The organism is Enterobacter cloacae complex sp. SHL001, from assembly GCF_049236825.1.
Classification (GTDB): Bacteria; Pseudomonadota; Gammaproteobacteria; order Enterobacterales; family Enterobacteriaceae; genus Enterobacter; species Enterobacter hormaechei_C.
On sequence record NZ_JBMKIP010000001.1, the window covers coordinates 1,052,838 to 1,079,602 of the forward strand.

General features: G+C 56.5%; 25 protein-coding genes and 1 other RNA gene. 6 read left to right on the plus strand and 20 right to left on the minus strand.

Annotation, left to right across the window (positions count from 1 at the left end; genetic code table 11):
* Positions 1-27 precede the first annotated feature (27 nt).
* The 3 genes from ACOTYH_RS05140 to ACOTYH_RS05150 form a co-directional block, all read right to left on the minus strand.
* Entirely contained in the window at positions 28-3,117 is a 3,090-nt protein-coding gene (locus ACOTYH_RS05140; protein WP_063413622.1) for a beta-galactosidase, read from the minus strand.
* 103 nt (positions 3,118-3,220) lie between these two features.
* Complete coding sequence (locus ACOTYH_RS05145) at positions 3,221-4,291, minus strand: LacI family DNA-binding transcriptional regulator (RefSeq protein WP_063659020.1); 1,071 nt, start codon at positions 4,289-4,291, stop codon at positions 3,221-3,223.
* Positions 4,292-4,368: 77 nt separating this feature from the next.
* On the minus strand, positions 4,369-4,980 hold the full coding sequence (locus ACOTYH_RS05150; protein ID WP_015571261.1) for a YczE/YyaS/YitT family protein: 612 nt from the start codon (positions 4,978-4,980) through the stop codon (positions 4,369-4,371).
* 84 nt (positions 4,981-5,064) lie between these two features.
* On the opposite strand from ACOTYH_RS05150, the gene ACOTYH_RS05155 reads away from it, so the two are divergent.
* Positions 5,065-6,486 carry a PLP-dependent aminotransferase family protein gene (locus ACOTYH_RS05155; RefSeq protein ID WP_045614997.1) on the plus strand — a complete coding sequence of 474 codons (1,422 nt, stop codon included), beginning with the start codon at positions 5,065-5,067 and terminating at the stop codon, positions 6,484-6,486.
* A 70-nt stretch (positions 6,487-6,556) separates the two neighbouring features.
* On the opposite strand, the gene ACOTYH_RS05160 is transcribed toward ACOTYH_RS05155, so the two are convergent.
* The 3 genes from ACOTYH_RS05160 to ffs form a co-directional block, all read right to left on the minus strand.
* The gene (locus tag ACOTYH_RS05160; protein ID WP_015571263.1) at positions 6,557-6,772 is read right to left on the minus strand and encodes a hypothetical protein; all 216 of its coding nucleotides are present in this window, start codon (positions 6,770-6,772) and stop codon (positions 6,557-6,559) included.
* On the minus strand, positions 6,769-7,020 hold the full coding sequence (locus tag ACOTYH_RS05165; RefSeq protein ID WP_006809862.1) for a hypothetical protein: 252 nt from the start codon (positions 7,018-7,020) through the stop codon (positions 6,769-6,771). Before ACOTYH_RS05165 ends, ACOTYH_RS05160 begins: the two co-directional genes overlap by 4 nt.
* Before the next feature lie 247 nt (positions 7,021-7,267).
* An RNA gene (ffs, locus tag ACOTYH_RS05170) (signal recognition particle sRNA small type) lies at positions 7,268-7,364 on the minus strand.
* Between the two features lie 170 nt (positions 7,365-7,534).
* Here ffs and ACOTYH_RS05175 point away from each other — a divergent pair.
* On the plus strand, positions 7,535-7,846 hold the full coding sequence (locus ACOTYH_RS05175) for an MGMT family protein (RefSeq protein WP_003859016.1): 312 nt from the start codon (positions 7,535-7,537) through the stop codon (positions 7,844-7,846).
* Between the two features lie 37 nt (positions 7,847-7,883).
* On the opposite strand, the gene ACOTYH_RS05180 is transcribed toward ACOTYH_RS05175, so the two are convergent.
* Complete coding sequence (locus tag ACOTYH_RS05180) at positions 7,884-8,411, minus strand: YbaY family lipoprotein (protein ID WP_017383199.1); 528 nt, start codon at positions 8,409-8,411, stop codon at positions 7,884-7,886.
* A 203-nt stretch (positions 8,412-8,614) separates the two neighbouring features.
* Here ACOTYH_RS05180 and tesB point away from each other — a divergent pair, with 203 nt between their 5' ends.
* Positions 8,615-9,475, plus strand: a complete 861-nt coding sequence (gene tesB, locus ACOTYH_RS05185; protein ID WP_015571264.1) for an acyl-CoA thioesterase II — start codon at positions 8,615-8,617, stop codon at positions 9,473-9,475.
* Positions 9,476-9,570: 95 nt separating this feature from the next.
* Here the strand turns inward: tesB and amtB are convergent, their stop codons facing one another.
* The 5 genes from amtB to ACOTYH_RS05210 all read right to left on the minus strand — a co-directional run bounded on the left by amtB (position 9,571) and on the right by ACOTYH_RS05210 (position 15,460).
* The gene (amtB, locus tag ACOTYH_RS05190) at positions 9,571-10,857 is read right to left on the minus strand and encodes an ammonium transporter AmtB (protein WP_015571265.1); all 1,287 of its coding nucleotides are present in this window, start codon (positions 10,855-10,857) and stop codon (positions 9,571-9,573) included.
* Positions 10,858-10,892: 35 nt separating this feature from the next.
* Positions 10,893-11,231, minus strand: a complete 339-nt coding sequence (gene glnK / locus ACOTYH_RS05195) for a P-II family nitrogen regulator (RefSeq protein WP_006809867.1) — start codon at positions 11,229-11,231, stop codon at positions 10,893-10,895.
* A gap of 211 nt (positions 11,232-11,442) precedes the next feature.
* Positions 11,443-13,224 (minus strand): SmdB family multidrug efflux ABC transporter permease/ATP-binding protein, encoded by a 1,782-nt coding sequence (locus ACOTYH_RS05200; protein ID WP_023296031.1) that lies wholly within the window; start codon positions 13,222-13,224, stop codon positions 11,443-11,445.
* On the minus strand, positions 13,217-14,971 hold the full coding sequence (locus ACOTYH_RS05205; RefSeq protein WP_017383197.1) for a SmdA family multidrug ABC transporter permease/ATP-binding protein: 1,755 nt from the start codon (positions 14,969-14,971) through the stop codon (positions 13,217-13,219). Before ACOTYH_RS05205 ends, ACOTYH_RS05200 begins: the two co-directional genes overlap by 8 nt.
* Positions 14,972-15,004: 33 nt before the next feature.
* Positions 15,005-15,460: an Lrp/AsnC family transcriptional regulator gene (locus ACOTYH_RS05210; RefSeq protein ID WP_058689257.1), complete on the minus strand. Its 456-nt coding sequence runs from the start codon at positions 15,458-15,460 to the stop codon at positions 15,005-15,007.
* A 115-nt stretch (positions 15,461-15,575) separates the two neighbouring features.
* Here ACOTYH_RS05210 and ACOTYH_RS05215 point away from each other — a divergent pair, with 115 nt between their 5' ends.
* Positions 15,576-16,622 (plus strand): PLP-dependent cysteine synthase family protein, encoded by a 1,047-nt coding sequence (locus tag ACOTYH_RS05215; protein WP_045338273.1) that lies wholly within the window; start codon positions 15,576-15,578, stop codon positions 16,620-16,622.
* Positions 16,623-16,663: 41 nt separating this feature from the next.
* On the opposite strand, the gene cof is transcribed toward ACOTYH_RS05215, so the two are convergent.
* Positions 16,664-17,482, minus strand: a complete 819-nt coding sequence (gene cof / locus ACOTYH_RS05220) for an HMP-PP phosphatase (RefSeq protein ID WP_017383195.1) — start codon at positions 17,480-17,482, stop codon at positions 16,664-16,666.
* Positions 17,483-17,583: 101 nt separating this feature from the next.
* On the opposite strand from cof, the gene ACOTYH_RS05225 reads away from it, so the two are divergent.
* Both ACOTYH_RS05225 and queC read left to right on the plus strand, forming a co-directional pair.
* Positions 17,584-19,284, plus strand: coding sequence for an SgrR family transcriptional regulator (locus ACOTYH_RS05225; protein ID WP_063134746.1), 1,701 nt, complete (start codon positions 17,584-17,586; stop codon positions 19,282-19,284).
* A 66-nt stretch (positions 19,285-19,350) separates the two neighbouring features.
* A complete protein-coding gene (queC, locus tag ACOTYH_RS05230; protein ID WP_015571271.1) occupies positions 19,351-20,046 on the plus strand; it encodes a 7-cyano-7-deazaguanine synthase QueC in 696 nt (231 codons plus the stop codon).
* 3 nt (positions 20,047-20,049) lie between these two features.
* Here the strand turns inward: queC and ACOTYH_RS05235 are convergent, their stop codons facing one another.
* The 7 genes from ACOTYH_RS05235 to lon form a co-directional block, all read right to left on the minus strand.
* On the minus strand, positions 20,050-20,379 hold the full coding sequence (locus ACOTYH_RS05235) for a DNA-binding protein (RefSeq protein ID WP_022650480.1): 330 nt from the start codon (positions 20,377-20,379) through the stop codon (positions 20,050-20,052).
* Positions 20,366-20,716, minus strand: coding sequence for a type II toxin-antitoxin system RelE/ParE family toxin (locus ACOTYH_RS05240; RefSeq protein ID WP_032670484.1), 351 nt, complete (start codon positions 20,714-20,716; stop codon positions 20,366-20,368). Before ACOTYH_RS05240 ends, ACOTYH_RS05235 begins: the two co-directional genes overlap by 14 nt.
* A 47-nt stretch (positions 20,717-20,763) precedes the next feature.
* Positions 20,764-21,162, minus strand: a complete 399-nt coding sequence (locus tag ACOTYH_RS05245; RefSeq protein WP_017694410.1) for a YbgC/FadM family acyl-CoA thioesterase — start codon at positions 21,160-21,162, stop codon at positions 20,764-20,766.
* Between the two features lie 97 nt (positions 21,163-21,259).
* Entirely contained in the window at positions 21,260-21,640 is a 381-nt protein-coding gene (locus ACOTYH_RS05250; protein WP_017383193.1) for a helix-hairpin-helix domain-containing protein, read from the minus strand.
* A gap of 148 nt (positions 21,641-21,788) precedes the next feature.
* Positions 21,789-23,660, minus strand: coding sequence for a peptidylprolyl isomerase (gene ppiD / locus ACOTYH_RS05255; RefSeq protein WP_032670485.1), 1,872 nt, complete (start codon positions 23,658-23,660; stop codon positions 21,789-21,791).
* Between the two features lie 212 nt (positions 23,661-23,872).
* Positions 23,873-24,145 carry a nucleoid-associated protein HU-beta gene (hupB, locus tag ACOTYH_RS05260; RefSeq protein WP_002444653.1) on the minus strand — a complete coding sequence of 91 codons (273 nt, stop codon included), beginning with the start codon at positions 24,143-24,145 and terminating at the stop codon, positions 23,873-23,875.
* Positions 24,146-24,355: 210 nt separating this feature from the next.
* Entirely contained in the window at positions 24,356-26,710 is a 2,355-nt protein-coding gene (lon, locus tag ACOTYH_RS05265) for an endopeptidase La (protein WP_014882775.1), read from the minus strand.
* Positions 26,711-26,765 lie beyond the last annotated feature (55 nt).

Sequence of the window (26,765 nt, forward strand, 5' to 3'; positions counted from 1 at the left end):
GCCACGGCAGTGGCCGCACGTGTCGGCTCAGCCGTTCTGCTGCCAGCTAAACGTGTAGCGCAGCCGGCGGTTTTGCAGAATGAAGGCCGGGGCTACGCTCGGGCTCCATGAGTCGTCCCCCCCTACGCCCATGTGAAACGCATCAAGATTCAACCAGCAGCCAGCCTCTTCCCGCAGCAAATGCTGATGCGTTGTCTCATGCAGCTGCCGCTGGCTATAACGGCTCAGGGAGAAATGGAACTGTCCCTGCAACTGATGGGAGCCAAACGTCAGCTCGCGGGTGTCGCAGCGCAAACCGTTCTCCGTCGGGAAGATATACGGCGTCTGCATCTCTTCCAGCGGTAATGCCCAGCGCCCCTGCTGCGCCGCCAGTTTTCTGTCCGGATAGTTCTCCAGCGGGCCTAGCCCCAGCCAGCGCACCGTTTCCGGGATATCCGCCAGCATAACGCTCAGGCCCACGCGAGCGGGCTCAGGAATGTCAGACGCCACCGTCACCTGCACATCACCGTGCAGCACCCCGTGGTCATCAATCCGCCAGAGCTTGCAGCTGATAAACAGCGCTTTACCCTGATGCTCCCAGACGTGCTGCGTGGTCACCACCACCTCACGGGCATGCTGCTCCGCTTCACACTGGAGGAGGCGCGCGGACATCCCATACATCCCTGCCGCTTTCCAGCGTTCCACCCACGCGTTCGGATCGATGCGGGTCGCCTCGCTGACGCCAATGTCATTGTCCAGCGGCGCGCGGGTGAAGTTATCCGTTAGCGGGGAACGGAGCGTTTCAGCGCCCTCGTTCCACCACTGGGTCAGGTTTCCGGTGAGACGGCTAAACTGCCAGCGCTGCTGCTGATGAGTAATGTCCAGCGCTTCGTCCTGCACCGTTAGCTGCGGAGGGGTTCCGCCTGCTTTCGGTGGCGCAAGGTACAGCGGAGCCGGGAGCGGCCACTGATCCCAGGCACAACGGTGGCCGGGCGGCGACCACGGCGTGGCCTGCGGCTGAACGATCTCCACGTTGAGCCAGACCTCGCCCGGCTCAGCATCAAGCTCAGGCGGCGGGATCTCAACGCGCTGCGTCTCCTGAGGCGCAATAGAAAGGGGTGTTTCGCCGGAAGCCAATACCGCACCGTCACGCGCCACTGACCATCGCAGATGCTCGTTGTCAGTATGACGGAACAGATAATCGCTCTGGATATCGACGACCAGCGGAACGGTGCTCACCAGCGTAAAGGTAAAGAACTGCTGGGCACGCTGCGCCTCGTAAAGGGCGGGGTGCGGAGTGCGATCGGGAAACACCAGCCCGTTGAGGCAGAACTGACGGTCGTTGGGCTTATCGCCAAAATCGCCGCCGTAGGCCCAGTATGCCGTGCCGTCTTCCGCTTTTTTCGTCAGCGCCTGATCGACCCAGTCCCAGACAAACCCGCCCTGCAACCGGGGATGGCTGCGGAATGCCTGCCAGTAGCTGGCAAAGCCGCCAAAGCTGTTGCCCATCGCGTGGGCATACTCGCACAGGATCAGCGGACGGGTTTCGTCCGGCATGCCGATCCACTTTTTAATCGACCACTTTGGCACCGCCGGGAATGGCTGATCCTGATCGACGCGGGCATACATCGGGCAGACAATATCGGTAGCGGCCGTACTGGCGCCACCGCCTTCGTACTGCACCGGCCGCGTGGGATCGGCGGTTTTCAGCCAGCGGTACAGCGCATCGTGATTCGCCCCATGCCCGGACTCATTCCCCAGGGACCAGATGATGATGGACGGATGATTCCGGTCCCGCTGCACCATACGCGTTACGCGTTCGCTCATGGCAGGCAACCAGCGCGGATCGTCCGCCAGGCGGCTCATCGGCACCATGCCGTGGGTTTCAATATTCGCCTCATCGACCACGTACAGGCCGTAGCGATCGCAAAGCGTGTACCACAGAGGATGGTTCGGATAATGCGAGCAGCGCACGGCGTTGAAGTTATGCTGCTTCATCAGTTCGATGTCGCGGCGCATGGTCGCCTCATCCATCACCTGCCCCTTCTCAGGATGATGTTCGTGACGGTTCACGCCGCGGATCAGCAGCGGTTTGCCGTTAAGCTTCAGCAGGCCGTTGCTGATTTCGACGCGTCTGAAACCGACATCGCAGGCTTCAGTCTCCAGCACGTTACCCTGCGCATCCCGAAGCGACATTGTCAGCCGATAGCATTCCGGTGTTTCAGCGCTCCACAGCGCGGGAGCGTTCACGGGGATCGCCACCGTGAGCCGTTCTGCCCAACTGCCACGTTCGTCCACGATGGCCGATCCGGGCTGCTGCGTGGTTTGCGCGCAGGCTTCGCCGTTACGCCACAGGGTAAACGCCACCTCACATTCGGCGTAGCGTGAGCCTTCCAGCGCAACGTCAACCCGGAGTATCGCCCGATCGCATTCGGCATTCAGATCGGTCACGATCTGATAATCGGCAATTCGCGTTTCCGGCTTGTGCAGCAGCGAGACGTCACGGAAAATGCCGCTCATCCGCCACATGTCCTGATCTTCCAGGTAGCTTCCGTCGCACCAGCGTAACACCATCACCGCCAGACGGTTCTGCCCCGGTCGCAGCACCGCGCTGAGATCGAACTCCGCAGGCAGACGGCTGTCCTGCGAATAGCCCACCCACTGGCCGTTACACCACAGATGAAAAGCTGAATTCACCCCGTCAAAAATAATGCGGGTTTGCCCGCTGCACAGCCAGGCGTCATTCATCTCAAATGTGAGCGAGTAACAACCAGTTGGGTTTTCAGCCGGAACATACGGCGGGTTCACATTTATCGGATAGGTGACGTTGGTATAGATGGGAGTGTCAAATCCCTCCATCTGCCAGTTCGACGGCACGGGCATCTCAACGGCGTCAGCCAGATCGTCCGTTATCCATGCCTCGGGAACCTGCTCTGGCGCCGGGAAAAAGCTGAATCGCCAGACGCCGTTAAGCAGACGCTTGCTTAGCGAAAGTTTATCCTCGCGGGCGAAGGTTTCATCGCGCCAGCTATGAAAAGGCGCGTGTGTGGCCAGACGATTCCACTGCGTCACGCCCGGGTTTTCCCAGTCACGACGCGCCAGAAGTGCGCTGAGGGTCAGCGGCAATGTAGAAGACATATCAACCTCTTTGCGAAGCGCTCACAATTTCAGCCAACATGCCCTGGTAAACGGTGGCGGTAAAGACTTTGATCGTCACCAGGCGAGCACGATCACAAAAGTGCTAGCTGCGCGCCAGTTTCTCCGCCAGCAGCGCCAGCGTTCTGAGCTGTTGCGCCAGATCTTCACGATCGGCCTGCTGTGCGGCGCGCGGCGCGGTGGAATGACGTACTATCAACGTAACGGGAAGTTGTTCCTGCCAGCATTCGTCGTGATGGTCAGGTGCCATCAGCCACTCCACGCTGCGCTCACCGGCCTCGCGGAACGCCTGCCGAACGGTGGTGAGCGGAGGTGAAAACCACGCGCTGTCAGCCGTATCATCAAACCCGACAACCGAGATCTGCCCCGGTACCGCAACGCCTTTTTCCGCACAGGCGCGTAAAACGCCAAGCGCCATCTGATCGTTAGCGACGAGGATCGCCTCCGGCAGCTGCGCGCCCGCCAGGAGCTGATGCCCTTTCTCATAGCCCGAGGCCGCGCTCCAGTCGCCCTGCGCCACCGCAAACGCCTCCACACCGGCCTGAGCCAACGTGGTTTTCCATCCCGCCAGACGAGCCCGGGCAGAGACTGAACTTTCCGGCCCGGCGAGCAGTGCAATTCGCTGGTGCCCCAGCGAAAGCAGATGCTCTGCCCCCAGGCCAGCGCCCTGTTCGGCATTGAAAACAAGGCTGTTAACCCGAGCTGTGGGGGAAACATCGAGAAAAAGAACCGGGGTCGGCGAGGCCATTTCCTGAAGCATTTCTGCCTGTGCATCTTCCAGCGGAACGTTCACCAGCAGCGCCTCCACGCGCTGCGCCAGTAATTCCTGCAAAGCAGCCTGACACTGCGCGGGTTGCTCCACCATGGAGATGAGTACGCTAGCCCCCTGCTCCACTGCACGGGATTTTACAGCTGAGGCGATTTGCGACGGCGCATGCAGCGCCAGATCGCTGGTCATTAGCCCCAGCGTGCGGGTACGTTTCCCGGCCAGCTGCTGCGCGCCACGGTTAGGCACATAGTGTAGCGCCGCCATGGCCTGCCGGACCTTTTCCCGCGTACGGGCAGAAACGTGTTCTGCGTCGTTAATCACCCGGGAAACGGTCTGATAGGAAACCCCCGCCACGCGGGCAACGTCATAAAGAGTGATCGCTTTCATACATTCTGGCGTCGTAAAAAGAGAAGTCTCTATTCTGACACAGTTACGCCATCATAGCCTGTGAGCGCTTCGCAAAATTAAACAATCCGCTCCGGCCGCGCGGCTTTCTGAATGCGCGGTCCCTGACGAAACCACGGCAAACAGAGCTGGATCAGCGGGCCGATGGTTAATGCATACAGTACGGTTCCAACGCCAAACGCTCCCCCGAGGAGGTAGCCGACGATCAACACGGTCACCTCGATCGCGGTACGCACGCTGCGGATCGACCAGCCCAGCCGGGCATGTATGCCGGTCATCAGACCATCGCGCGGGCCTGCGCCAAAACCCGCGCCGATATACATCCCGGTGGCAAGGGCGTTAACCACAATGCCGGAAACCAGCAGGGTGATGCGCACGGGCAGCGAGGTGAGCTCAGGGATCAGCGCCATTGACGCATCGGCCGCCAGACCAATACAAATCACATTACTGATAGTACCCAGTCCCGGCAGCTGACGCAGCGGGATCCACAGCAGCAGCACCGCGGCCCCGGTTAAAATAATCACCGTGCCGATGCTCATCCCGGTCTGGATGGCGACGCCAAGGTGAAAGACATCCCACGGGTCGACACCCAGATCCGAACGAATAAACATCGCGGTTGAAAGCCCGTACAGGCCTAAACCGACATAAAGTTGTACCAGACGACGTACCATTTTCTCTTCTCCGAAGAACCAGGTTCCATCTTCGGTGAAAATGGCACTATGATTAATGTCCAGTTTTCAAATAGTGGACTGCATATGTCATCACGTCGTTTTGGAAGCCAGTCTCTGGTACGCCTGTTAGGGCACTGGCAGCAAGCCTCTTCCCGCACCCCGCTGTGGCGCCAGCTGGCTGACGCGTTACGCCTGTTAATTCTGGATGGCAGGCTGGCGTTAAACACGCGCCTGCCCGGAGAGCGGGAACTGGCCGCCGCTCTGAGCGTAAGCCGCACCACCATCAGCAGCGCGCTGGCGCATCTGCGGGAAGAGGGTTATCTGGAGAGCCGTCACGGCAGCGGTTCGCGGGCGATCCTGCCAGACCGCCGCGCCGTGCCCACGCTTTCTACTGCCAGCGCGGCGCTGGATCTCTCAACCGCCGCACTCAACGCGGGACCAGAGATCCACCAGGCCTACGCCCACGCGCTGACGGCCATCACGCCGAATCTGGCGCTGACCGGGTACGATCAGCTTGGGCTTCCGGCGCTGCGTGAAGCTATTGCCGCCCGCTACACCGCACGCGGTCTGCCCACCCGGGCAGACGAAGTGATGGTAGTGAACGGCGCCGTCAGCGGCTTCGCCCTGATCTTAAGAATGATGACCGGTCCCGGGGATCGCGTGGTGGTGGATCATCCCACCTACCCGCTGGCGATAGCCGCTATTCAGGGGGCGCTATGCCGGCCCGTGGGCGTTTCGCTGCCTGAAACGGGCTGGGATACCGACGGTTTTGCCGCAACGCTTGCCCAGACCGCCCCGCGTCTGGCCTATCTGATGCCGGATTTTCATAATCCAACCGGACGTTGCATGGATGCCGCGACGCGCCAGACCATAACCGACATCGCCGCGCAGACCCGCACCACGCTGGTGGTGGATGAAACCATGGTAGATCTCTGGTTCGATGTTCCCCCGCCGCCGCCGCTGGCCGCCTTTAACCCGGAGGCCACGGTGATGACGCTGGGTTCCGCAGGCAAAAGCTTCTGGGGTGGGCTGCGTCTCGGCTGGATCCGCGCCTCGTCACGCACTATCGCCACCCTCGCGCAAACGCGCGACACGCTGGATCTGGGCTCTCCGGTGCTGGAACAGCTGGCCACGCTGTGGCTTATCGAAAACAGTGCAACCTTCCTGCCTGCCCGGCGGCAAATGCTGGCAGAACGGCGCGACCGCTGCGGCCAGATGCTGCGGGAACATTTCCCCGAATGGCGGTTTCAGGAAGCGGAGGGAGGGCTTTCATACTGGATTGAATTACCCGGCATGCTGGCGACACAGCTGGCGGCACGCGCCGAAACGACAGGCATCATTATGGGCACCGGCACGCGTTTTGGACTATCAGGCGCGTTTGACCGCTACCTGCGTATGCCCTTCTCACTCAGTTCACCAGAACTTGAAGAGGCATTATTGCGGATCAAACCGCTGTGGCGTGCATTAAATAAAAGTGTAGCGCCAGTAAAACGGAGCCTGGTGTAAATTATTCGCCAGAAACAATAAAAACTGCTGACTGTATCGCATGCAGTCAGCAGTTTTCATGAAGAACAACTTAATGTTGAGGTGGAATCGGGAAGCCTTTCAGCGAAATAATGAAATTATCCCCTTCTTTCTTTATTTTTGCACCGGTATCACACCAGTCAGACGCAATACGAAAGAACTCATCACTTCCTACATTCCAGCCAAGACGAACATGTTTCACGTAGCCGGAACGTAACAGATTGCAGGCCTCGTTGTAGTCACTGGCAGTCGATAGTTGTTGTTTCATTTTCTCTTCTTCAGAAGTTTACGTAGTGCTTTGATTTCTTTAGGAGTAAATGGAGTTACGCTCTCTTCTTCCGTATGCTGATTATCAACATCCTCTTCCGATACTCCCGCCTCTTCTACTGCTTCAAATGCCAGCAGCAGCAGTTTCTCTGTGGTCACGCTTAAATTCTCATTATTGTCTTCCGCATAGTGGCGAAGTCTTTCTTTTAGCGCTTCATCAATTTTAACGTTTAAAACCGCAGTAACCATGATTGTCACATCCTTTCGGAACACGTGTTTAATTTAATACACGAAGATAAGTTTGTTATCCAGATATATATTTTTTAGCTTATGACAGAATAAAGGCATCGAAAAATAAAATGACAGTCTATTATTACAGGTTTATGACATTATTATTTCAGTTAAATGAAGGTTGCATTACAAAAAATACAATAGTCACATAATTTAGAAGGTTTATTCAGGGGAACGACTGGAGAGGAGCACAAATGGGTGGGGGCCCTGCCAGCTACATCCCGGCACCCACGTCGTCTGCCCTGGCTGCTTCCTTCCGGACCTGACCTGGTGAACAGAGTAGCGTTGCGGGAGAACCAACAGAGCCCCCATTGAGAGCGTTGATAACCAACGCGCTGGCGCATTATCCCTGTGGAGCACCTCAATTGCAAGCCGCTGGCAACCGGATGCTGGATTATTGCGCAAACTGCCCCGACAATCTTCTTTATCTTCGTATAACATTACCCTTCGCTGATTTCCCGCAGGAGAAACAATGGACGAACATGACACTTTCCCACAGCGAGTGTGGCAAATCGTAGCCTCGATCCCGGAAGGCTGTGTCACGACCTATGGGGAAGTCGCCCGGCTGGCGGGTTCTCCGCGCGCGGCGCGTCAGGTAGGCGGCGTGCTGAGGAGGCTACCGGAAGGAAGCACGTTACCGTGGCACCGGGTCGTCAATCGCCATGGCGCCATTTCCCTCACCGGGCCAGACTTGCAGCGCCAGCGTCAGGCTTTACTTTCAGAAGGGGTGCAGGTGTCCGGGGCAGGACAAATTGATATGCAGAAGTATCGCTGGGAGTACTGACGCCCTCTCCCGTCAACATAGAGAGGGCGAAAGAGAATTACAGCTGTGTTGGCGGTGTAGGCAGAGTCGGCTGATTGTTCTGCGTTGCAACAGGTACTTCAGTTTGCTGCACCGGTACCAGGGTCAGGTCGATTTTGGTGCCGCCTTTGTTGACCGCTTCCTGCACGGTATCGGTGATAAAGACCAGCTTATCGTTGATCGTTACCGCCGCGCTCAGGAGGATACGCGCATTGGGTTGCACGTCAGACGGGTTGTACGGCAGCACAAAGCTGAACGGCGCCTGTTTACCCTCTGTACGAACCGCGCGCTGCGCAAGCACTTTGGACGGCGCATCCGCCAGGGAAGCATCAGACAGCGTGACCGTTAAAACCGCATCCGGCGGCAGCGCAACCTTCTGTTTGATCCAGATCGTACCGGAAACATTTGGCTGCTGAATAGCTTGCTGTGAAAGGGTGTTAATCCCGTTTGCGCTTGCTGTTGGCACCGGTACATCGGCACTCTTACCAGCACAGGCGGACAACGCTACCGCAATTGCTACACCACTGAGCATAGGCACGAGTTTCATTGAAGTCTCCTTATCATCAATGCACCAGCGGGATCGATCCCATCTGATGTCGTTTTATTCACATAACGAATACAAGTGTGGCACAAATCACGGATTTATGCCTAATTTCGTCCGGATATTAAGATTATTCTACCCATCGGACCACTTTCATTTCTGGGTTATACTCAGCGTATCTTTCGCCACGGCGTTTATTGAGGACCACTATGAGTCAGGCACTGAACAATCTGCTGACATTACTGAACCTGGAAAAAATAGAAGAAGGGCTATTTCGCGGACAGAGCGAAGATTTAGGCTTACGCCAGGTTTTTGGCGGCCAGGTCGTGGGGCAAGCGCTGTATGCCGCCAAGGAGACCGTCCCGGCAGACCGTCTGGTGCACTCGTTTCACAGCTACTTTTTACGCCCCGGTGACAGTGCTAAACCGATTGTTTACGACGTGGAAGTTCTGCGTGACGGTCAAAGCTTCAGCGCCCGTCGCGTGGCGGCCATCCAGCATGGCAAACCCATCTTCTACATGACCGCCTCGTTCCAGGCGCCAGAGCCGGGCTATGAGCATCAAAAAAAGATGCCGTCTGCCCCGTCGCCGGACGATCTGAAATCGGAAACCGAAATTGCCCGCGCTCTCGCGCATCTGCTGCCGCCGCAGGTAAAAGAGAAGTTTCTGTGCGATAAACCGCTGGAGATCCGCCCGGTCGAATTTCATAACCCAATGAAGGGGCATACCGCTGAGCCCGCCCGCCAGGTGTGGATCCGCGCCAACGGCAGCGTACCCGCAGATTTACGCGTGCATCAGTACCTGCTGGGGTATGCGTCGGATTTCAACTTCCTGCCGGTTGCGCTACAGCCGCACGGTGTGGGCTTCCTCGAAAAAGGGATGCAGGTAGCCACAATTGACCATTCCATGTGGTTCCACCGTCCATTCGATATGAACGAATGGCTGCTTTACAGCGTGGAAAGTACCTCTGCGTCCAGCGCGCGCGGCTTTGTACGCGGGGAGTTTTACACTCAGGATGGCGTGCTGGTGGCTTCTACCGTGCAGGAAGGTGTGATGCGTAATCGCGGGTGATGTAAAAAGCCCGGTGGCGCTGCGCTCACCGGGCCTGCGAATTGTGCTTTTTCAGGCCGGGTAAGGCGAAGCCGCCGCCCGGCAAGGCACTCAAATTATGCGTTATAGGCATTCTCGCCGTGGCTGTTGACGTCCAGGCCTTCGCGCTCCTGCTCTTCCGGCACGCGCAGCCCAACGGTCATATCAGCCAGCTTGTAACCGATAAAGGCCACAACACCGGACCAGACAACGGTGATCGCGATGCTTTCCAGCTGTACCAGCACCTGATGCATCATGGTCACGCCTTCTGCGTAACCCACACCGCCCAGAGATTGGGCAGCAAAGATACCGGTCATGATACAGCCGACGATGCCGCACACACCGTGTACGCCAAATACATCACACGGATCGTCAACGCGCAGAACACGTTTCAGTGCGGTAACGCCCCACAGCCCCGCCAGTCCTGCGACGATACCGATCAGCAGCGCACCGCCCACGCCCACGTAACCGCACGCTGGTGTAATACCTACCAGACCGGCAATCGCCCCGGAACAGGCACCCAGCAGCGATGGCTTGCCGCGAACGGCCCACTCGCCAAATACCCATGAGAGGATAGCGCCGGCGGTTGCCACAACGGTATTCACGAAGGCCAGCGCGGCGATTTCGTTAGCGGCGCTGGCTGAACCTGCGTTGAAGCCGAACCAGCCAAAATAGAGGATGGCGGTGCCGGTAAAGACCATCGGCAGATTGTGCGGCTTGAATGCTTCCTTCCCGAAGCCCACGCGCTTACCAATCAGGTATGCGCCTACCAGACCTGCTACCGCGGCGTTGATGTGCACAACGGTACCGCCCGCAAAGTCCAGCGCGCCATGGGAAGCCAACAGACCACCTCCCCAGACCATATGCGCAATCGGGATATAGGAGAGCGTCAGCCAGACCACCACGAAAATCAGTACCGCAGAGAAGCGGATACGCTCAGCCAGCGCGCCCACAATCAGCCCCACGGTGATGCAGGCGAATGAGCCCTGGAACGCGACATGAATATACTGATAAAAACTGCCCATCACCGCGGTCAGTTCGATATTTTTCAGCATCGCCCAGTTAACGTTGCCGAAGAAGGCGTTGCCCTCCCCGAAGGCCAGCGAGTAACCGTAAACCACCCACAGCACGCACACCAGCGCGAACGTGACGGCAACCTGCGTCAGCATGGAGAGTACGTTCTTGCCGCGGATCAGGCCGCCGTAAAACAGCGCGATCCCCGGAATCGTCATGAACAGCACCAGCGCGGTGCAAATCATCATAAAGGCGTTATCGGCTTTGTCTGCCACAGCAGGTGCAGCCATTGCCAGGCCCGGCAGCAGTGCCAGCGAACCCAGACCTGTTTTCATTGTTGCTTTCTTCATTTTCTCGATCCCTATCACTGTGTGCCAGGAGTTACTTACAACGCCGCTTCGTCAGATTCGCCGGTACGGATGCGAATGACGCGCTGTAGTTCGGCAACGAAAATTTTGCCGTCGCCAATTTTTCCGGTGTAGGCTGCTTTGCTGACGACATCAATCACCTCATCAAGCTGATCGTCGGCAATCGCCACATCAATCTTCACTTTTGGCAGGAAGTTAACGCTGTATTCCGCCCCGCGATAAAGCTCGGCATGACCTTTCTGACGCCCAAAGCCTTTCACTTCGGTGACAGTCAGTCCCTGAATACCCATGGAAGACAGCGCTTCACGCACGTCTTCGAGTTTGAATGGTTTGATTACCACCGTAACCAGCTTCATATATCCCCTCCAGTCAGAATTCGGTAATGGCCGCAGCTAACACGAAAGGGATATTGCAAAGGGTGTGCCAGAAGTGAAAGGTGAGGAGGAAAGCGCCGCGGCGCGCATGCGCCGGGTAGGGATGAAAAAAAACGCACCATGGCAGTGCAGGGTGCGTTTCAGTTTTGCACCAACGGTTAAGTCTGTTAGCGCATTGCCTTGTTATGGTGCATCAGGCGCTGAGTGACTCTTCCTCGCGCTCGCTGGCGGCCAGTTCGTCGCCTGCCAGCTGCAACTGATACATCTGCCAGTAGCGTCCTTTTGCCTCAAGCAGCGCTCTGTGCGTCCCCCGTTCAACGGCCTGGCCACGGTGCAACACCAGAATGGTATCGGCATCGACGATCGTTGAGAGGCGGTGGGCGATTACCACCAGCGTAGTGCGATCCCGCACGGCAGCCAGCGCCTGCTGGATCGCCTGCTCGGTACCGGAGTCAATGCTTGCGGTCGCTTCATCCAGAATTAACACCTGTGGCGTCTCAATCAGCACGCGCGCCAGCGCAAGAAGTTGCTTTTGCCCGACCGAGAGATTATTGCCCTGCTCACCCAGCCGGGTATGGATCCCCTCGCTTAACCCGCGCGCCAGATCCGCAAGCTGCACCGTTTCCAGCACCTCCCACACCTGCTCAGGCGTGAAAGGTCGTCCCAGCGTCACGTTGGCATAAAAGGTATCCGCCAGTACCACCGGATCCTGCTGCACCATCGCGACGCCCTTACGTAACGCGTTGTGGCTAAGCGCGGCAAGCGGCCGTCCGTCCAGACGGATCTCCCCCTGCGTCAACGGATAGTAGCCCATCAGCAAACTGGCGAGCGTGCTTTTGCCGCTACCGGTATGCCCAACCAGGGCGACAAAACCGCGCGACGGTACCTCGAGGTTGATATCCTGCAAGACAAGCTGGTCGTCGCGGTAGGCAAACGAGACATGATCAAACGCTATGGATCCACTTTCCAGCGGGCGTTCGTCATCGCCATAGGTCTGACGCGGCCTGTCCATCAGCTCGAATACACGTTCGCCCGCGACCACTGCCTGTTGCAGCATCGATTGCTGCGTGGTGAGTTCAATCAGCGGTTCGTTAAGGCGTCCAAGGTAGCTGATAAATGCGTACAGTACCCCCACCTCGATGGTTCCGCGCGTCGTCAGGCCAAACAGCATCAACAGCCCGCACAGCACCAGCGCAGAGAAGAGGCTCAGCAGCGGGCGTAACAGGAAGCCATCCAGCCGTAACGTCTGCATCCGCGCCATATAGTGCGAGCGGCTGGCTTCTCCCATTCGCTCGCCAAAACGCGCCTGCTGGCGAAACTGCTGGATAACGCTCATGCCGTTGATCACTTCGTTGAAGCCATCATTGATATCTGCGAGGTAAGCGCGCACGCGACGAACAATCGGCGTGCTGTAGCGCTGGTAAATTACCATTACAATCAGCACCGCCGGGAAAATAGCGATCGCCACCAGCGCCATACGCCAGTCCAGGCTGAACATCGCCACCAGCATCGCGCCAATTAACGCGGCACTGCGCAGAACCGTTGCGACAACGGTTACATAGAGGTCGCGGATCACCTCGGTGTCATTGGTGACGCGCGAAATAACCTGTCCGACCGGCTGGGTATCAAACTCGCTCAGCGGCTGGCGCAGCGCGGCATCCATCACATCCGTGCGTAGCTGCTGGACCACGCCCACGGCGGCCCGGTTAAACAGCAGCGACTGCGCATAGTGCAGCCCCGCCGCCGTCAGCTGTAGGCCGACATACGCCACGCCCAGCCCCGCCACCAGCCCCAGCGGCAGATAGTTTTTCGCCACCATATTGTCGATGAAATAGCTGATAAGCAGCGGACCGGTCACCTCCGCAATCGCGGCGATCCACAGCAACAGCACGGCGATGGAAAGCGGTTTGCGCCACGGTGAGCCATAGGCCAGCAGCCGTTTTAACGTCGGCCACATCTGTCCAAACTTACGCATCGGCGACCTCCTCATCCAGCGCGGCTTCAAGCTGTTGATAGCGGTACATATCCCGATACCATCCGGTCTGCCCGGCAAGCTGCTCATGCTGACCACGCTGAGCAATATGCCCGTGCTGAAGCACCAGAATTTCGCTGGCTTCGGTAAGGGCCGACAGACGGTGCGCGCTGATGATGACCGTGCGCCCCTCTCCCCACTGGCGAAGGTTATGCAAAATTTGATGTTCAGTACGTCCGTCAACCGCGGACAGCGCATCATCCAGTATCAGGATCTCAGCGTCCAGCAGCAGCGCGCGGGCAATAGAGATACGCTGTTTTTGTCCGCCGGAGAGCATAACGCCCCGCTCCCCCACTTCCGTGTCGTAGCCCTGCGGCAGGCGCAGAATATCCTCGTGGACGCTGGCCAGACGCGCCACGTGCTCGATCTGGTCCTGTGTCGCCGTCGGACACCCGAGCGCGATATTGTTGGCAATGGTGTCTGAAAACAAAAACGGCGTCTGGCTGACGACCGCCAGGCGGCTGCGCCAGTCATCCAGCAGCAGACGTGGCAGAGGGACGTCGTGGAAACGGATATCGCCTTCGCTCACGTCAAAATGGCGCTGAATCAGTGACAGAATGGTGCTTTTACCGGAACCCGTCGGGCCACAGATGCCCAGCATCTGACCAGGACGCAGCGTGAAACTGACGTTCTCAAGCACCGGATGTTCCGTTTGCGGGTAGATAAAGGCGCGGATATCAGCCTTGAGAATACCCGGACCTTCCGGCACCGGCTCGCTGCCATCGTTCACGACCGGCACTTCCGCCAGCATGGCGCGGATACGGCTGTAAGCGGCGCTCCCGCGTTCAACGATATTAAACATCCAGGCCAGCGCCAGCATCGGCCAGATCATCAGCCCAAGGTACATCGCAAAGCTGGTTAACTGCCCGAGGGTCATCGTGCCTTGCACCACCATCCAGCTGCCGCCGCCCACTGCCAGCAGGTTCGCCATGCCAATCGCAATATAAATTGTCGGATCGAAACGGGCATCAATACGCGCCACGCGCATGTTTTTCGCGCCGGTATCGGCGGCGTCGGCGGCAAACAGCGCGGACTGGCGGTCTTCCAGACCAAACGCTTTAATCATGCGGATGCTGGTCATGCTCTCCTGGGTGCGATCGTTCAGCGACGAGAACGCCGCCTGCGCCAGCTTAAAGCGTTCATGGAGCTGCTCGCCGTAGCGGTTAATTGCCAGCGCCATCAGCGGCATCGGCAGCAGCGCCAGCAGCGTGAGCTCCCAGCTAATTTGCGTAGACATCACAATCAGTACCGCACAGCCCATCACCAGGGAATCCACCAGCGTTAGCACCCCTTCACCGGCGGCAAACACCACGCGGTCTACATCGTTAGTGGCGCGGGCGATGAGATCCCCGGTACGGTGACGCAGATAAAACTCAGGGTGCTGGCGGCTCAGCTGGCGGTAAAAGTCCTCACGCAGCTCAACGGCAAGCTGATAGGACGCGCCGAACAGCAGCACGCGCCAGACATAACGCAGCAGGTAAACCACCACGGCCGTCAGCACCAGCGTACCGCCCCACATCATCACCCGTGCGGCGGTGTAATGTTGTTCCGTAACGCCATCCACGACGTAACCCACCACTTTGGGCGGGATCAGTTGCAGAATGGCAATGATAATAAGCAGGGCCACCGCGCCGAGGTAGCGTTGCCACTCCCGACGAAAGTACCAGCTTAATTGGGCAAATAATCGCACGCGGTCTTTTCCTGAAGGTATTTTAAGAAGTTATTAAATGGGTAACGCTGTGGTGTATTTAATCTGTTCCATGGCGAAACTGGAGGTGACATCGGACAAGCCTGGTACGCTATTGACCAGCCGCTTGTAGAAATCATCGTAGCGCTTCATGTCTGCCACCTGAACGCGCATCAGATAGTCGTATTCCCCCGCCATGCGCCAGAAGCCGAGCACTTCGGGCATGTCGGAAACCTGGGTGACGAAGCGGCAGTACCATTCGCTACTGTGATGCTGCGTTTTTATCAGGACGAAGGCGGTCAGTCCAAGCCCCAGTTTTTCGGGATCCAGCAACGCCACGCGTCCCAGCAGAATGCCATCATCTTCCAGCTTCTTGAGGCGCTTCCAGCACGGTGTGGTGGTCAGATTAACGGCATCTGCCAGCGCCTGCAAAGAGAGGGTGCAGTCGCTTTGCAGCAAAGAAAGCAGCTTACGATCAATTTTATCTAACATAGCCACCTCGAAGAGAAAATTATTCTCCTTACATTCTATTTTAAAGGTCAGATAGCAACAATTTTTTCTGTGCTTTTCGCTATGCTGGGCACAAAATGACAAACGGATAACTACGATGAATAGCACCTGGGTTAAACATGCCATCAGCGAAATAAATGCCGACTATCAGCGCTCGGCAGACACCCACTTGATCCGCCTGCCTCTGCCTGGATTTCCCGGCATTCAGCTTTACCTGAAGGATGAAAGCACCCATCCTACCGGCAGCCTGAAGCATCGCCTGGCGCGTTCACTCTTTTTATACGGTTTATGTAACGGCTGGATTAAAGAAGGCACCACGATTATTGAATCGTCGTCCGGATCAACTGCCGTCTCCGAAGCCTACTTTGCCCGCCTGCTGGGCCTCCCGTTTATCGCCGTGATGCCCTCCTGCACGGCGAAACGTAAAGTCGAACAGATCGAATTTTACGGCGGACGCTGCCACTTTGTGGAAAGCGCCTGCGAAATCTATGCGGCCTCCGAAATGCTGGCCCGCGAACTGAATGGTCACTATATGGACCAGTTTACCTTCGCCGAGCGCGCCACCGACTGGCGCGGCAATAATAACATTGCGGACAGCATTTTCCGCCAGATGACCCACGAGCCGCATCCTGTTCCCTCTTACATTGTCATGAGCGCGGGCACGGGCGGAACCTCCGCCACCATCGGACGTTATATCCGCTGTCAGGGTTATGATACGCAGCTGATGGTGGTTGACCCGCAAAACTCGGTGTTCCTCGATTACTGGCAATCCCGCGATGCCAGCCTGCGCAGCCCCGTGGGGAGCAAGATCGAAGGGATTGGTCGCCCGCGCGTCGAACCCTCGTTCATTCCGGACGTTGTGGATGAGATGCTCCGCGTGCCGGACGCCGCCAGCGTCGCGACGGCGCACTGGCTGGAGACACAGCTTGGCCGTAAAGTCGGGGCTTCCACCGGCACCAATATGTGGGGCGCGCTACAGCTGGCCGCGAGGATGCGCGAAGAAGGCCGTACCGGCTCTGTCGTCACGCTGCTGTGTGACAGCGGGGAGCGCTACCTGGACACCTATTACAACGCAGAATGGGTGCAGGCAACTTTTGGCGATGTAGAACCGTGGAAAGCGCAGATTTCGCAGCTGGTGAAATAAAAAAAAGCCAGGCTAAAGCCTGGCTTGCTGGAAGGGTCTCACTATTCGGGGGAATATGGGAGGTTATTTTTGTCCAGCCAATGCGTCAAAAAATGGGACACCGCTTCGTTACGACAGTGTCCGATAACCGGTAAATGCGGGAGCGCGGCAATAAGTTGCGGCATCGCGTTCCCCATAATCAGTCCTCGACCCACGCTGCTCAGCATCTCGTGGTCGTTCATGGCGTCACCAAAGGCCATACAGTCCTGCATCGTCAGCCCCAGATGATCGCTCAGCACCGCCAGCGCAGATCCTTTGTTACAGCCCACCGGCAGCACTTCAAGGCAGTCCACCGCCGAGAAGGTCAGGTGCGCCCGGTCGCCCAGCGCCTCGTTAAGCTGAATACGCAGGCGGCAGAGATCGTCGTGATCGCCACAGAAGCAGATCTTGGTCACCTTGTGTGCCGGAATGCGGCGCAAATCGATAAGCTGATATTTAAAGCCGCTGTAAACGTGAGCGTGCAGCAAGGCCGGGATCTCACGCCCGGTAAACCAGCCTTCATCATTAAAAACATGCACGCTGGCCTGCGTATCCCAGGTGCTGTGCAGGACAATGTCCGCCACTTCCGGATTCAGATCCTGACGGTGCAGCATATTGCCGTCGACGGAGTGAATGCGCGTCCCGTTGCCGGTGATCAGGAACGCATCGAGGGCAAATGTTCCCAGCAGATGGCGCATCTCGAGAACATGACGACCAGTGGCAAACGTCAGGGTGACTTCACGCTCGCGCAGGCGCTTAAGTGTGTTCAGGGTTTTCTCCCCTAAACGGTGATCCGGCATTAACAGCGTGCCGTCCATATCAAATGCAGCGAGCCGAGCCATAATTACTCCCGAAATGTGATGCGGTTAACTTGTGCATCAGTATTACGTGAGATATACGGAAGTAATAGTGAATAGATGATAATTATTGTTCCGGGTTTTTCATGCGCCAGCTTAATCGTCTTAACCAGTATCAGCGTCTGTGGCACCCCTCCGCCGGCGCACCGCAGCAGGTGACCATCAGTGAACTTGCCAGCCGCTGCTTTTGCAGCGAGCGACATGTTCGCACCCTGCTGCGCCAGGCGCAGGAGGCGGGCTGGCTAAGCTGGCACGCCCGCTCCGGACGAGGTAAGCGTGGGGATTTACGCTTTCACGTCACCCCGGACTCGTTGCGTAATACGATGATGGAAGAGGCCCTGAAAAGTGGACAGCAGCACAACGCGCTGGAGCTGGCCCAGCTCGCGCCTGAAGATTTGCGATCGCTGCTGCATCCGTTTATGGGCGGGCAGTGGCAGAACGATACGCCGACGCTGCGTATTCCCTACTATCGCTCGCTGGAGCCGCTTCAGCCGGGGTTTCTCCCTGGCCGGGCGGAGCAGCATCTGGCGGGACAGGTATTCTCAGGTTTGACGCGTTTTAATGGTACCAGCAGTGAACCCACGGGCGATCTGGCGCATCACTGGGAAATCTCCGCTGACGGCCTGCGCTGGCATTTCTACATTCGCTCCACCCTGCACTGGCATAACGGCGATAAAATAGAGACGGCACAGCTCCGGAAAAGCCTGACGGCGCTGTTATCGCAGCCCGGCATGGGCACGCTTTTCCGCAGCGTCTTACGTATTGAAACCACGCATCCGCAGTGCCTGACGTTTATTCTCCATCAACCTGACTACTGGCTGGCGCACAGGCTGGCAACCTACTGTAGCCGTCTGGCGCATCCCGATTACCCCGTGGTGGGCAGCGGTCCCTTTCGACTGAGCGTTTTTGAGCCTGAACTGGTGCGTCTGGAAAGCCACGAGCAGTATCACCTTGGCCATCCGTTGCTTAAGGCTATCGAGTACTGGATCACGCCCCAGCTTTTTGACTACAGTCTGGGCACCAGCTGTCGCCACCCGGTGCAAATCGCCATTGGCGAGGCCGACGAGCTGGCCAGCCTGCGGCTGGTGAGTAACAGCACCAGTCTGGGTTTCTGCTACCTCACGCTGAAACAGAGTCCGCGTCTGAGCGAACTTCAGGCAAAGCGGCTGATTAATATCATCCACCTCTCAACGCTGCTGCACACGCTTCCTCTGAACGAAGGACTCATCACCCCTACCGAGGAACTGCTTCCCGGCTGGGCAATCCCCCAATGGCCTGATTTAACCGACGTTGCGCTGCCAGAGGCATTGACGCTCGTCTACCACCTGCCGGTTGAGCTTCACACCATGGCCAGCCAGTTAAAAGCATACCTTGCGCGGCAGGGTTGTGAACTGACCGTCATCTTTCACGACGCCAAAACGTGGGACGGGTGCCAGCAGCTTGCCGATGCAGACATCATGATGGGAGACAGACTGATTGGCGAAGCGCCAGCGTACACGCTTGAGCAGTGGCTCCGCTGCGATGCGCTCTGGCCGCATCTGCTGAGCGCACCGGCATACGCCCATTTGCAGGCCACGCTGGATGCGGTGCAGACGCAGGCCGACGAACGTGACCGACACGCAGGACTTCAGGCTATCTTCAGCCGGTTAATGGAGACAGCCGTCCTGACGCCGCTCTTTAACTACCAGTATCAAATCAGCGCGCCTCCGGGCGTCAACGGCATACGCCTTAACACTCGCGGCTGGTTTGACTTCACCGAAGCCTGGCTTCCTCCCCCAAACGCGTGAAGAAGCTGGTCGCCGCTTTAGCCAGGCGTTAACATGACGCTTTTACTGTAACTGTCGAGATGATCTATGAAACGTGCCGTCGTCGTGTTCAGCGGAGGACAAGATTCCACCACCTGCCTGATTCAGGCGCTTCACCAGTATGATGAAGTGCACTGCGTCACTTTTGATTATGGTCAGCGTCATCGCGCTGAAATCGATGTCGCTCGTGAACTGGCCCTCAAACTGGGCGCCCGCGCTCATAAAGTGCTGGACGTGACGCTGTTAAATGAACTTGCCGTCAGCAGCCTCACCCGCGACAGCATTCCGGTGCCTGATTACGAACCGGATGCCAGCGGCATTCCGAACACCTTCGTACCGGGCCGCAACATTCTCTTCCTGACCCTGACGGCGATCTATGCCTACCAGGTGAAAGCCGAAGCGGTGATCACGGGCGTGTGTGAGACCGACTTCTCTGGCTACCCGGACTGCCGGGATGAATTCGTGAAAGCACTCAATCACGCTGTCGATCTGGGAATGGCAAAAGAGACCCGCTTCGAAACGCCGCTGATGTGGCTGGATAAGGCTGAAACCTGGGCCCTGGCCGACTACTGGGGCAAGCTGGATGTTGTTCGCAACGAGACCCTGACCTGCTACAACGGCATTAAAGGGGACGGCTGCGGGCAGTGTGCCGCCTGTAACCTGCGCGCGAACGGTCTGAATCATTATTTTGCGGATAAAGCGGGCGTGATGGCCGCGATGCAGAAAAAGACCGGGCTGAAATAAGGGCTACCTGACCGTGCTGTCGAACAGTTTTACACCGGCAGCACGGGTGATTTTCATCAGTGTAGTCAGCGTTGGGTTACCATTTTCGGACAGGGTGCGGTATAGCTGCTGACGTGAAAGCCCCGCTTTGGCTGAAATCTCTCCGATACCGCCGCGCGCTTCGATAACGCGTCTGAGGGCAATCAAATAGGCTGGGATCCCCTGGTCTTCGTAAATTTCATCCAGTGCAATTTGCAGATAGAGTTGCGCGTAAGAAGGATTTTCGCGCAGCATTTTGACTACAGCTTCATCATGGCTGACGGTACTTGAGAATTTTCGCTCACTTTTGCTCATTGGGTTTATCCTTTTGATGATCTTTCCAGTAGTCTATTGCCAGCATCACATCCGCTTTCTGGCTCTTTTTATCACCGCCGATCAACAACAATAAGATTTCCCGACGCTGGACTGCAAAATAGACTCGATAACCGGGACCACAATCAACCTTCAACTCCCAGACACCCTCTCTGAGATAACGGTAATCGCCAAAATTCCCCTTCTCCGCGCGGTCGATTCGCAGAAGGATCCGAAACGCCAGCTCCGGATCCTTTCGTCTCATCTTTGCTACCCAATCCTCAAACGGTATTTTTCCGTCGCGGGTTCGGTAACGTTTAACAACGTAGTCCCTGTTCATGATTTTATCCCTGAAAACCCTTTTTGTCTTTTATAAAAGACAAAACTTTACGCGATCATCAGCTCCAGCTTTTCGCGCAACTCCCCTTCCAGCGGCAACGCTTTCTGGGTTTTGAGATCGATACAGACAAAGGTGATCAGCGCATCGGCCACCACCTGCCCTTCTGGCTCCAGCGTAACGACCTGGCTCAATACACCACTTTTGCCATTCAGTTGTTGGACCTCACTGGTCACGGTGAGCACATCCCCCAGCACTGCCGGGCGGCGGTAGTTAATGTTGATATTGACGACCACAAACGCGATGTTGTGTGCGGTCAGCCACTGGAAGCTTTCGCTGTTCTCCAGGCCGTCCCAGCGCGCCTCTTCAAGAAATTCAAGGTAGCGGGCGTTATTGACGTGCTGGTAAACATCGAGGTGATAACCACGGACTTTGATTTGTGTCTGCATAGCGCAATAGCCTTACGTTGTTATAGGTTCAGAGGTCATAACTGGTATGACCTCTTTATCCTGGCAAATTTTTGCCGCAGTGCAAGTGATTACGCGATTACAGCGTCAGGTGTGCGAGATTGCGCTCAACCAGCGCGCTGCCCATACCCGGCACCTGCTTGAGATCGTCAAGGGTTTTGAAAGGGCCATACTCTTCACGATAGCTGACGATGGCCTGCGCTTTTTTTAGACCCACGCCATTCATAACGCGGGCAAGATCGTCCGCAGAGGCAGTATTGATACTGACCCGCGTACCCTCGTCCTCAATGGCTTTCGTGCTGGCCGTCGCGTTGGCTTTAACATGACCTTGTGACGTTGCATCGGCCTGGTTTTGTGCAGCCTGCGCTTTAACCGAGGGGGACGCCGCCAGCGCGCCCGCACTCATCCCGGAAGTGGCAATAGCCAGTGTAATTAACAGTGCTTTGATTCCACATTTCATGCTGTTTTCTCCTTGTTTGTTGACAGCCACGCCACGATAACCGCACGGGAAAACAGGGACAAACAACAGATTGCAGAAATGGAAAAGGCCGCGAAAGCGGCCTTTAATTTTTGCAGAGCGTTACGAAAATCTGCGAGCAGATACGTAATTATTGCTCCTGAGTGACCACATCACCCAGTTTGATTTTGGCTTCTTTACGCAGGTTGCTCATCATCGCTTCGAAAGCAATCTGGGCATTGTTCTGGGTAATTCCCTGAACCATGGCCTTCTTCTGCGCGTCTGGCAGCGTACCGGCTTTTACTTCATCCAGCGCCAGAAGCACCACGTTACCCTGCATATCGGTCGTGGTACCATAGACAGGTTTGTCTTTCGCCGGCAGACTCAGACCAAACGCCGCCTGGCTGACAGGGTCCTGACCGGTACGGCTCAGCGTTTTTGCTTCGCCAAAGCTCAGGCCAGCCGCTTTCAGCGCATCGTTCTTACCGGCTTTCAGATCGGCCAGAATTTTCTCTGCATCCAGTTTTGCCTGCTGTGCCGCTTTGTTGTGTTTGACCAGCGCCACCACCTGATCTTTCACTTCCGCCAGGGGCTTCACTGCCTCGGCTTTGTGCTCGCTGACGCGCAGTACGAACGCTCGGTCACCATCAACGGTAATGATGTCTGAGTTGCTGCCCGGCGTACCGTTCTCACCGACCAGACCACCATTGAAAATGGCATCTGAAACCGGTTTGAAGTTCAGTTCTTCCGGCAGGTTTTCGTGGCTGAACCAGCCTGTCTCAACCGCTTTCACGCCAGCAGCCTGCTCAGCGCCCGCCAGTGATTCGTTGTCGTTGCTTGCGGCATCGCTCACTTTCTGTTGCAGAGCATAGAAGGCGTCCAGCGCTTTCTCCTGCTTCACTTTCGCAGCGATATCATCACGAACGTCAGCCAGCGGCTTGGTTTTCGCCGCCACAACATCGTCCAGACGCGCCACCAGGAAACCAACGGAGGATTTGATTACACCAGACAGTTGGCCTTTCTCTTTCAGGCCTGCATTTTTCAGCTCGTCCGGGGTAGTGGACTCTTCCAGCCAGCCCATATCACCGCCGTTTTTGGCAGAAATAATGTCGGTGGATTTTGCTTTCGCTAAGGTGGCGAAATCAGCGCCTTTGTTCAGCTCGTCCAGCACGGCTTTCGCTTCTGCTTCCGTTTTGGTCTGGATCACGCTGTAACGGTTACGCTGCGGCTGAGTGAACTGATCCTGATGCTGGTCGTAATAAGACTGGATCTCGGCGTCAGTCGCGTTTTCCTGCATCGCAGCTGCATCCAGCTTGATATAGCTTACGCGGAACTGTTCCGGAGAGATGAAGTTGTTCTTGTTTTGCTCGTAGTAAGCATTAACTTCAGCGTCGCTAACCTGCTGTTTCGCTGCCAGTGCGTTGACATCAATCGTCGCTTCACGCACCACGCGTTGCTGCGCCACCAGTGCCGCCAGCTCTTCAGTTTCGCCTTTCAGCATGAAATCGGTGCCCACCACCGCGTTGATCAGCTGTTGCGTGGTCAACTGGTTACGCAGCGCCTGAGCGTACTGGTCAGCCGTCATACCCATCTGGTTAACAATGCTGTTGTAACGCGCGTTGTCGAACTTCCCATTAGACTGGAAAGCCTGCGTCGAGAAGATAGCTTTTTTAACCTGCTCATCGCTGATGCCCAGACCGAGGCTTTTCGCGTACTGATCCAGCAGCGCTTCGTCGATAAGGCGGTTCAGCGTCTGCTGACGCAGGTTTTTCATATAGCCTTCGTTGGCTGCAAGTTCAGAGTATTGGTCGCCCAGTTGCTGCTGCATGCGGTTACGTTCACCAGCAAAAGCGTTCTCGAACTGCCCACGGCTAATTTCCTGGCCATTCACTTTTGCGGCGTAGTTCGCGCCACCGCCGATGAGGTAACTACTCACACCGGTCAATATGAACGACACGATAATGATACCGAAAATAATCTTGAGCACGAGACTGTTAGCAGCCGTGCGTAAGCTGTCCATCATGGTGTAACAACACTCCGCTGTAGGTGACTGGTTACCTGACGCTGACGGAAAATCCTGACCGTCGCGCGTAAAGGCGTATTGTGACAAGAAAACAGGGCAATTGTCAGCCCACAACTCGCATAAACTCGCACAAATCAGGTCTGGACAAACAAAAAAGGCACATCAAACGATGCGCCCTTGTACTTTTCAGCTTCCCTGGAGCGGGAAAGCAATCAGTTTACTGCGTCTTTCAGCGCTTTACCTGCACGGAAACCCGGCACTTTAGCGGCAGCAATGGTGATCTCTTTACCGGTCTGAGGGTTGCGGCCAGTACGGGCTGCACGCTCTTTAACCGCAAAAGTACCGAAGCCTACCAGTGCAACGTCGTCCCCAGCTTGCAGAGATTCAGTAACAGAAGCAATTAAAGCATCTAAAGCACGTCCCGCTGCAGCTTTAGAAATATCAGCACCCGCAGCAATTTTGTCAATCAGTTGAGATTTATTCACTGTTCTCTTCCTCTCTTTATAATTTATATCGCACCTGAATCCTTCACAGCGCGACCGCGCAGCAGTTATATCAGTCCTGCTATGACCTTACAACACCCGTTGTTGATGGCTAACCCAATCAGCAATCTAAATTAGCTATACAAAAAAAGGCTGGCAAGTACGAAATGACTTACCAGCCTTGTTTTTATTGGCGCTCTTTGCGCGAGGTCACTATTTTGCGGTTACAACCTGCATTCCGGACGGTTCATTTTGCAGTGCGAGAGTCAGAACTTCCTCAATGCGTTTCACCGGATGGATCTGCAAATCGGCAATAACGTTGTCCGGAATCTCTTCCAGATCGCGTTTATTTTCGTAAGGGATCAATACGGTTTTGATCCCACCGCGGTGTGCCGCCAGCAGTTTTTCTTTTAACCCGCCGATAGGCAGTACCTGACCACGCAGCGTAATTTCACCGGTCATGGCCACATCAGCACGAACCGGGTTCCCTGTCAGGCAGGAAACCAGCGCCGTACACATGGCAATACCCGCGCTTGGGCCATCTTTCGGCGTCGCCCCTTCCGGAACGTGAACGTGAATGTCGCGTTTTTCGTAGAAATCCGGGTTGATACCCAGTTTTTCCGCGCGCGCGCGCACCACGGTCAGCGCCGCCTGGATGGACTCCTGCATCACTTCACCCAGTGAACCGGTGTAGGTCAGCTTGCCTTTGCCCGGGACACAGGCGGTTTCGATGGTCAGCAGATCGCCGCCCACTTCCGTCCATGCCAGACCGGTCACCTGACCAACGCGGTTTTCGTTGTCCGCACGACCGTAGTCGAAGCGCTGAACGCCAAGGTAAGCATGCAGATTGTCGCCGTTAATCACGATGTGCTTCAGGCTCTTATCCAGCAGCAGCTGTTTCACCGCCTTACGGCACAGCTTAGAGATCTCACGCTCGAGGCTACGAACGCCCGCTTCACGGGTGTAATAGCGAATGATGCCGATAATCGCGCTGTCCTCGACGGTCAGCTCGTTGGCTTTCAGCGCGTTACGCTCAATCTGTTTCGGCAGCAGGTGCTGCTTAGCAATGTTCAGCTTCTCATCTTCGGTATAACCGGAGAGACGAATCACTTCCATACGGTCCAGCAGCGGGGCCGGAATGTTCATGGAGTTGGAGGTCGCCACGAACATCACATCGCTCAGGTCGTAGTCCACTTCCAGGTAGTGATCGCTGAACGCCACGTTCTGTTCTGGATCAAGCACTTCCAGCAGCGCCGACGCCGGATCGCCACGCATGTCCGAAGACATTTTGTCGATCTCATCGAGCAGGAACAGCGGGTTTTTAACCCCCACTTTCGCCATCTTCTGGATCAGCTTGCCCGGCATGGAACCGATATAGGTGCGACGATGGCCGCGGATTTCCGCTTCATCGCGTACGCCGCCCAGCGCCATACGGATATACTTACGTCCGGTCGCTTTGGCGATGGACTGGCCCAGAGAGGTTTTACCCACGCCTGGAGGCCCTACCAGGCACAGGATTGGGCCTTTGATTTTGTTCACACGGCTCTGTACCGCGAGGTACTCAAGAATGCGGTCTTTCACGCGTTCCAGGCCGTAGTGGTCGGTATCGAGGATTTCCTGCGCCTGACGCAGGTCTTTTTTGACCTTGCTGCGGGCATTCCACGGAACCTGCACCATCCACTCAATATAGCCGCGCACGACGGTCGCCTCTGCCGACATCGGAGACATCATTTTCAGCTTCTGCAACTCAGCTTCGGCTTTCTCTTTCGCCTCTTTCGGCATCTTCGCCGCGTCGATCTTACGCTTCAGCGCTTCGTTTTCATCCGGCGCATCGTCCATCTCGCCGAGCTCTTTCTGAATGGCTTTCATTTGCTCGTTCAGATAGTACTCACGCTGCGATTTTTCCATCTGCTTTTTGACGCGGTTGCGAATGCGCTTCTCAACCTGGAGCAGATCGATCTCAGACTCCATCATCGCCATCAGGTATTCCAGACGTTCGTTAACGTCGGACATTTCCAGCACGGACTGTTTGTCGGCAAGCTTCAGCGGCATGTGCGCAGCGATGGTATCCGCCAGACGTGCAGGATCGTCGATGCTGTTCAGCGACGTCAGCACTTCAGGTGGGATTTTCTTATTCAGCTTGATGTAGCCTTCGAACTGGCTGATCGCGGTGCGTACCAGTACTTCCTGTTCGCGCTCATCAAGTTCCGGTGAATCAAGGTACTCCGCCTTCGCAGAGAAGTGCTCGCCATCGTCTGACAGAGTGGTAATACGCGCACGCTGTAAGCCTTCCACCAGCACCTTCACGGTGCCGTCTGGCAGCTTCAGCATCTGCAAAATAGAGGCCACGGTCCCGACGGTGAAAAGATCGTTTACACCCGGCTCATCCGTTGATGCTTCCTTCTGCGCGACCAACATGATTTTTTTATCATGATCCATGGCGGCTTCGAGGCAACGGATAGATTTTTCCCGCCCTACAAATAAGGGTATGACCATGTGCGGATAAACCACCACATCGCGCAACGGCAATACGGGGATTTCAATGCGTTCAGAACGCTCAGGATTCATAGAGCTCTCTCTTAGTTTAGTGTCCGCCAGGTAAACTGGTCATGTAACTGTGCTT

Coding starts and splice junctions, on each gene's coding strand:
- ACOTYH_RS05140 (WP_063413622.1), bottom strand. CDS start 3,117: ATGTCTTCTACATTGCCGCTGACCCTCAGCGCACTTCTGGCGCGTCGT.
- ACOTYH_RS05145 (WP_063659020.1), bottom strand. CDS start 4,291: ATGAAAGCGATCACTCTTTATGACGTTGCCCGCGTGGCGGGGGTTTCC.
- ACOTYH_RS05150 (WP_015571261.1), bottom strand. CDS start 4,980: ATGGTACGTCGTCTGGTACAACTTTATGTCGGTTTAGGCCTGTACGGG.
- ACOTYH_RS05155 (WP_045614997.1), top strand. CDS start 5,065: ATGTCATCACGTCGTTTTGGAAGCCAGTCTCTGGTACGCCTGTTAGGG.
- ACOTYH_RS05160 (WP_015571263.1), bottom strand. CDS start 6,772: ATGAAACAACAACTATCGACTGCCAGTGACTACAACGAGGCCTGCAAT.
- ACOTYH_RS05165 (WP_006809862.1), bottom strand. CDS start 7,020: ATGGTTACTGCGGTTTTAAACGTTAAAATTGATGAAGCGCTAAAAGAA.
- ACOTYH_RS05175 (WP_003859016.1), top strand. CDS start 7,535: ATGGACGAACATGACACTTTCCCACAGCGAGTGTGGCAAATCGTAGCC.
- ACOTYH_RS05180 (WP_017383199.1), bottom strand. CDS start 8,411: ATGAAACTCGTGCCTATGCTCAGTGGTGTAGCAATTGCGGTAGCGTTG.
- tesB (WP_015571264.1), top strand. CDS start 8,615: ATGAGTCAGGCACTGAACAATCTGCTGACATTACTGAACCTGGAAAAA.
- amtB (WP_015571265.1), bottom strand. CDS start 10,857: ATGAAGAAAGCAACAATGAAAACAGGTCTGGGTTCGCTGGCACTGCTG.
- glnK (WP_006809867.1), bottom strand. CDS start 11,231: ATGAAGCTGGTTACGGTGGTAATCAAACCATTCAAACTCGAAGACGTG.
- ACOTYH_RS05200 (WP_023296031.1), bottom strand. CDS start 13,224: ATGCGTAAGTTTGGACAGATGTGGCCGACGTTAAAACGGCTGCTGGCC.
- ACOTYH_RS05210 (WP_058689257.1), bottom strand. CDS start 15,460: ATGTTAGATAAAATTGATCGTAAGCTGCTTTCTTTGCTGCAAAGCGAC.
- ACOTYH_RS05215 (WP_045338273.1), top strand. CDS start 15,576: ATGAATAGCACCTGGGTTAAACATGCCATCAGCGAAATAAATGCCGAC.
- cof (WP_017383195.1), bottom strand. CDS start 17,482: ATGGCTCGGCTCGCTGCATTTGATATGGACGGCACGCTGTTAATGCCG.
- ACOTYH_RS05225 (WP_063134746.1), top strand. CDS start 17,584: ATGCGCCAGCTTAATCGTCTTAACCAGTATCAGCGTCTGTGGCACCCC.
- queC (WP_015571271.1), top strand. CDS start 19,351: ATGAAACGTGCCGTCGTCGTGTTCAGCGGAGGACAAGATTCCACCACC.
- ACOTYH_RS05235 (WP_022650480.1), bottom strand. CDS start 20,379: ATGAGCAAAAGTGAGCGAAAATTCTCAAGTACCGTCAGCCATGATGAA.
- ACOTYH_RS05240 (WP_032670484.1), bottom strand. CDS start 20,716: ATGAACAGGGACTACGTTGTTAAACGTTACCGAACCCGCGACGGAAAA.
- ACOTYH_RS05245 (WP_017694410.1), bottom strand. CDS start 21,162: ATGCAGACACAAATCAAAGTCCGTGGTTATCACCTCGATGTTTACCAG.
- ACOTYH_RS05250 (WP_017383193.1), bottom strand. CDS start 21,640: ATGAAATGTGGAATCAAAGCACTGTTAATTACACTGGCTATTGCCACT.
- ppiD (WP_032670485.1), bottom strand. CDS start 23,660: ATGATGGACAGCTTACGCACGGCTGCTAACAGTCTCGTGCTCAAGATT.
- lon (WP_014882775.1), bottom strand. CDS start 26,710: ATGAATCCTGAGCGTTCTGAACGCATTGAAATCCCCGTATTGCCGTTG.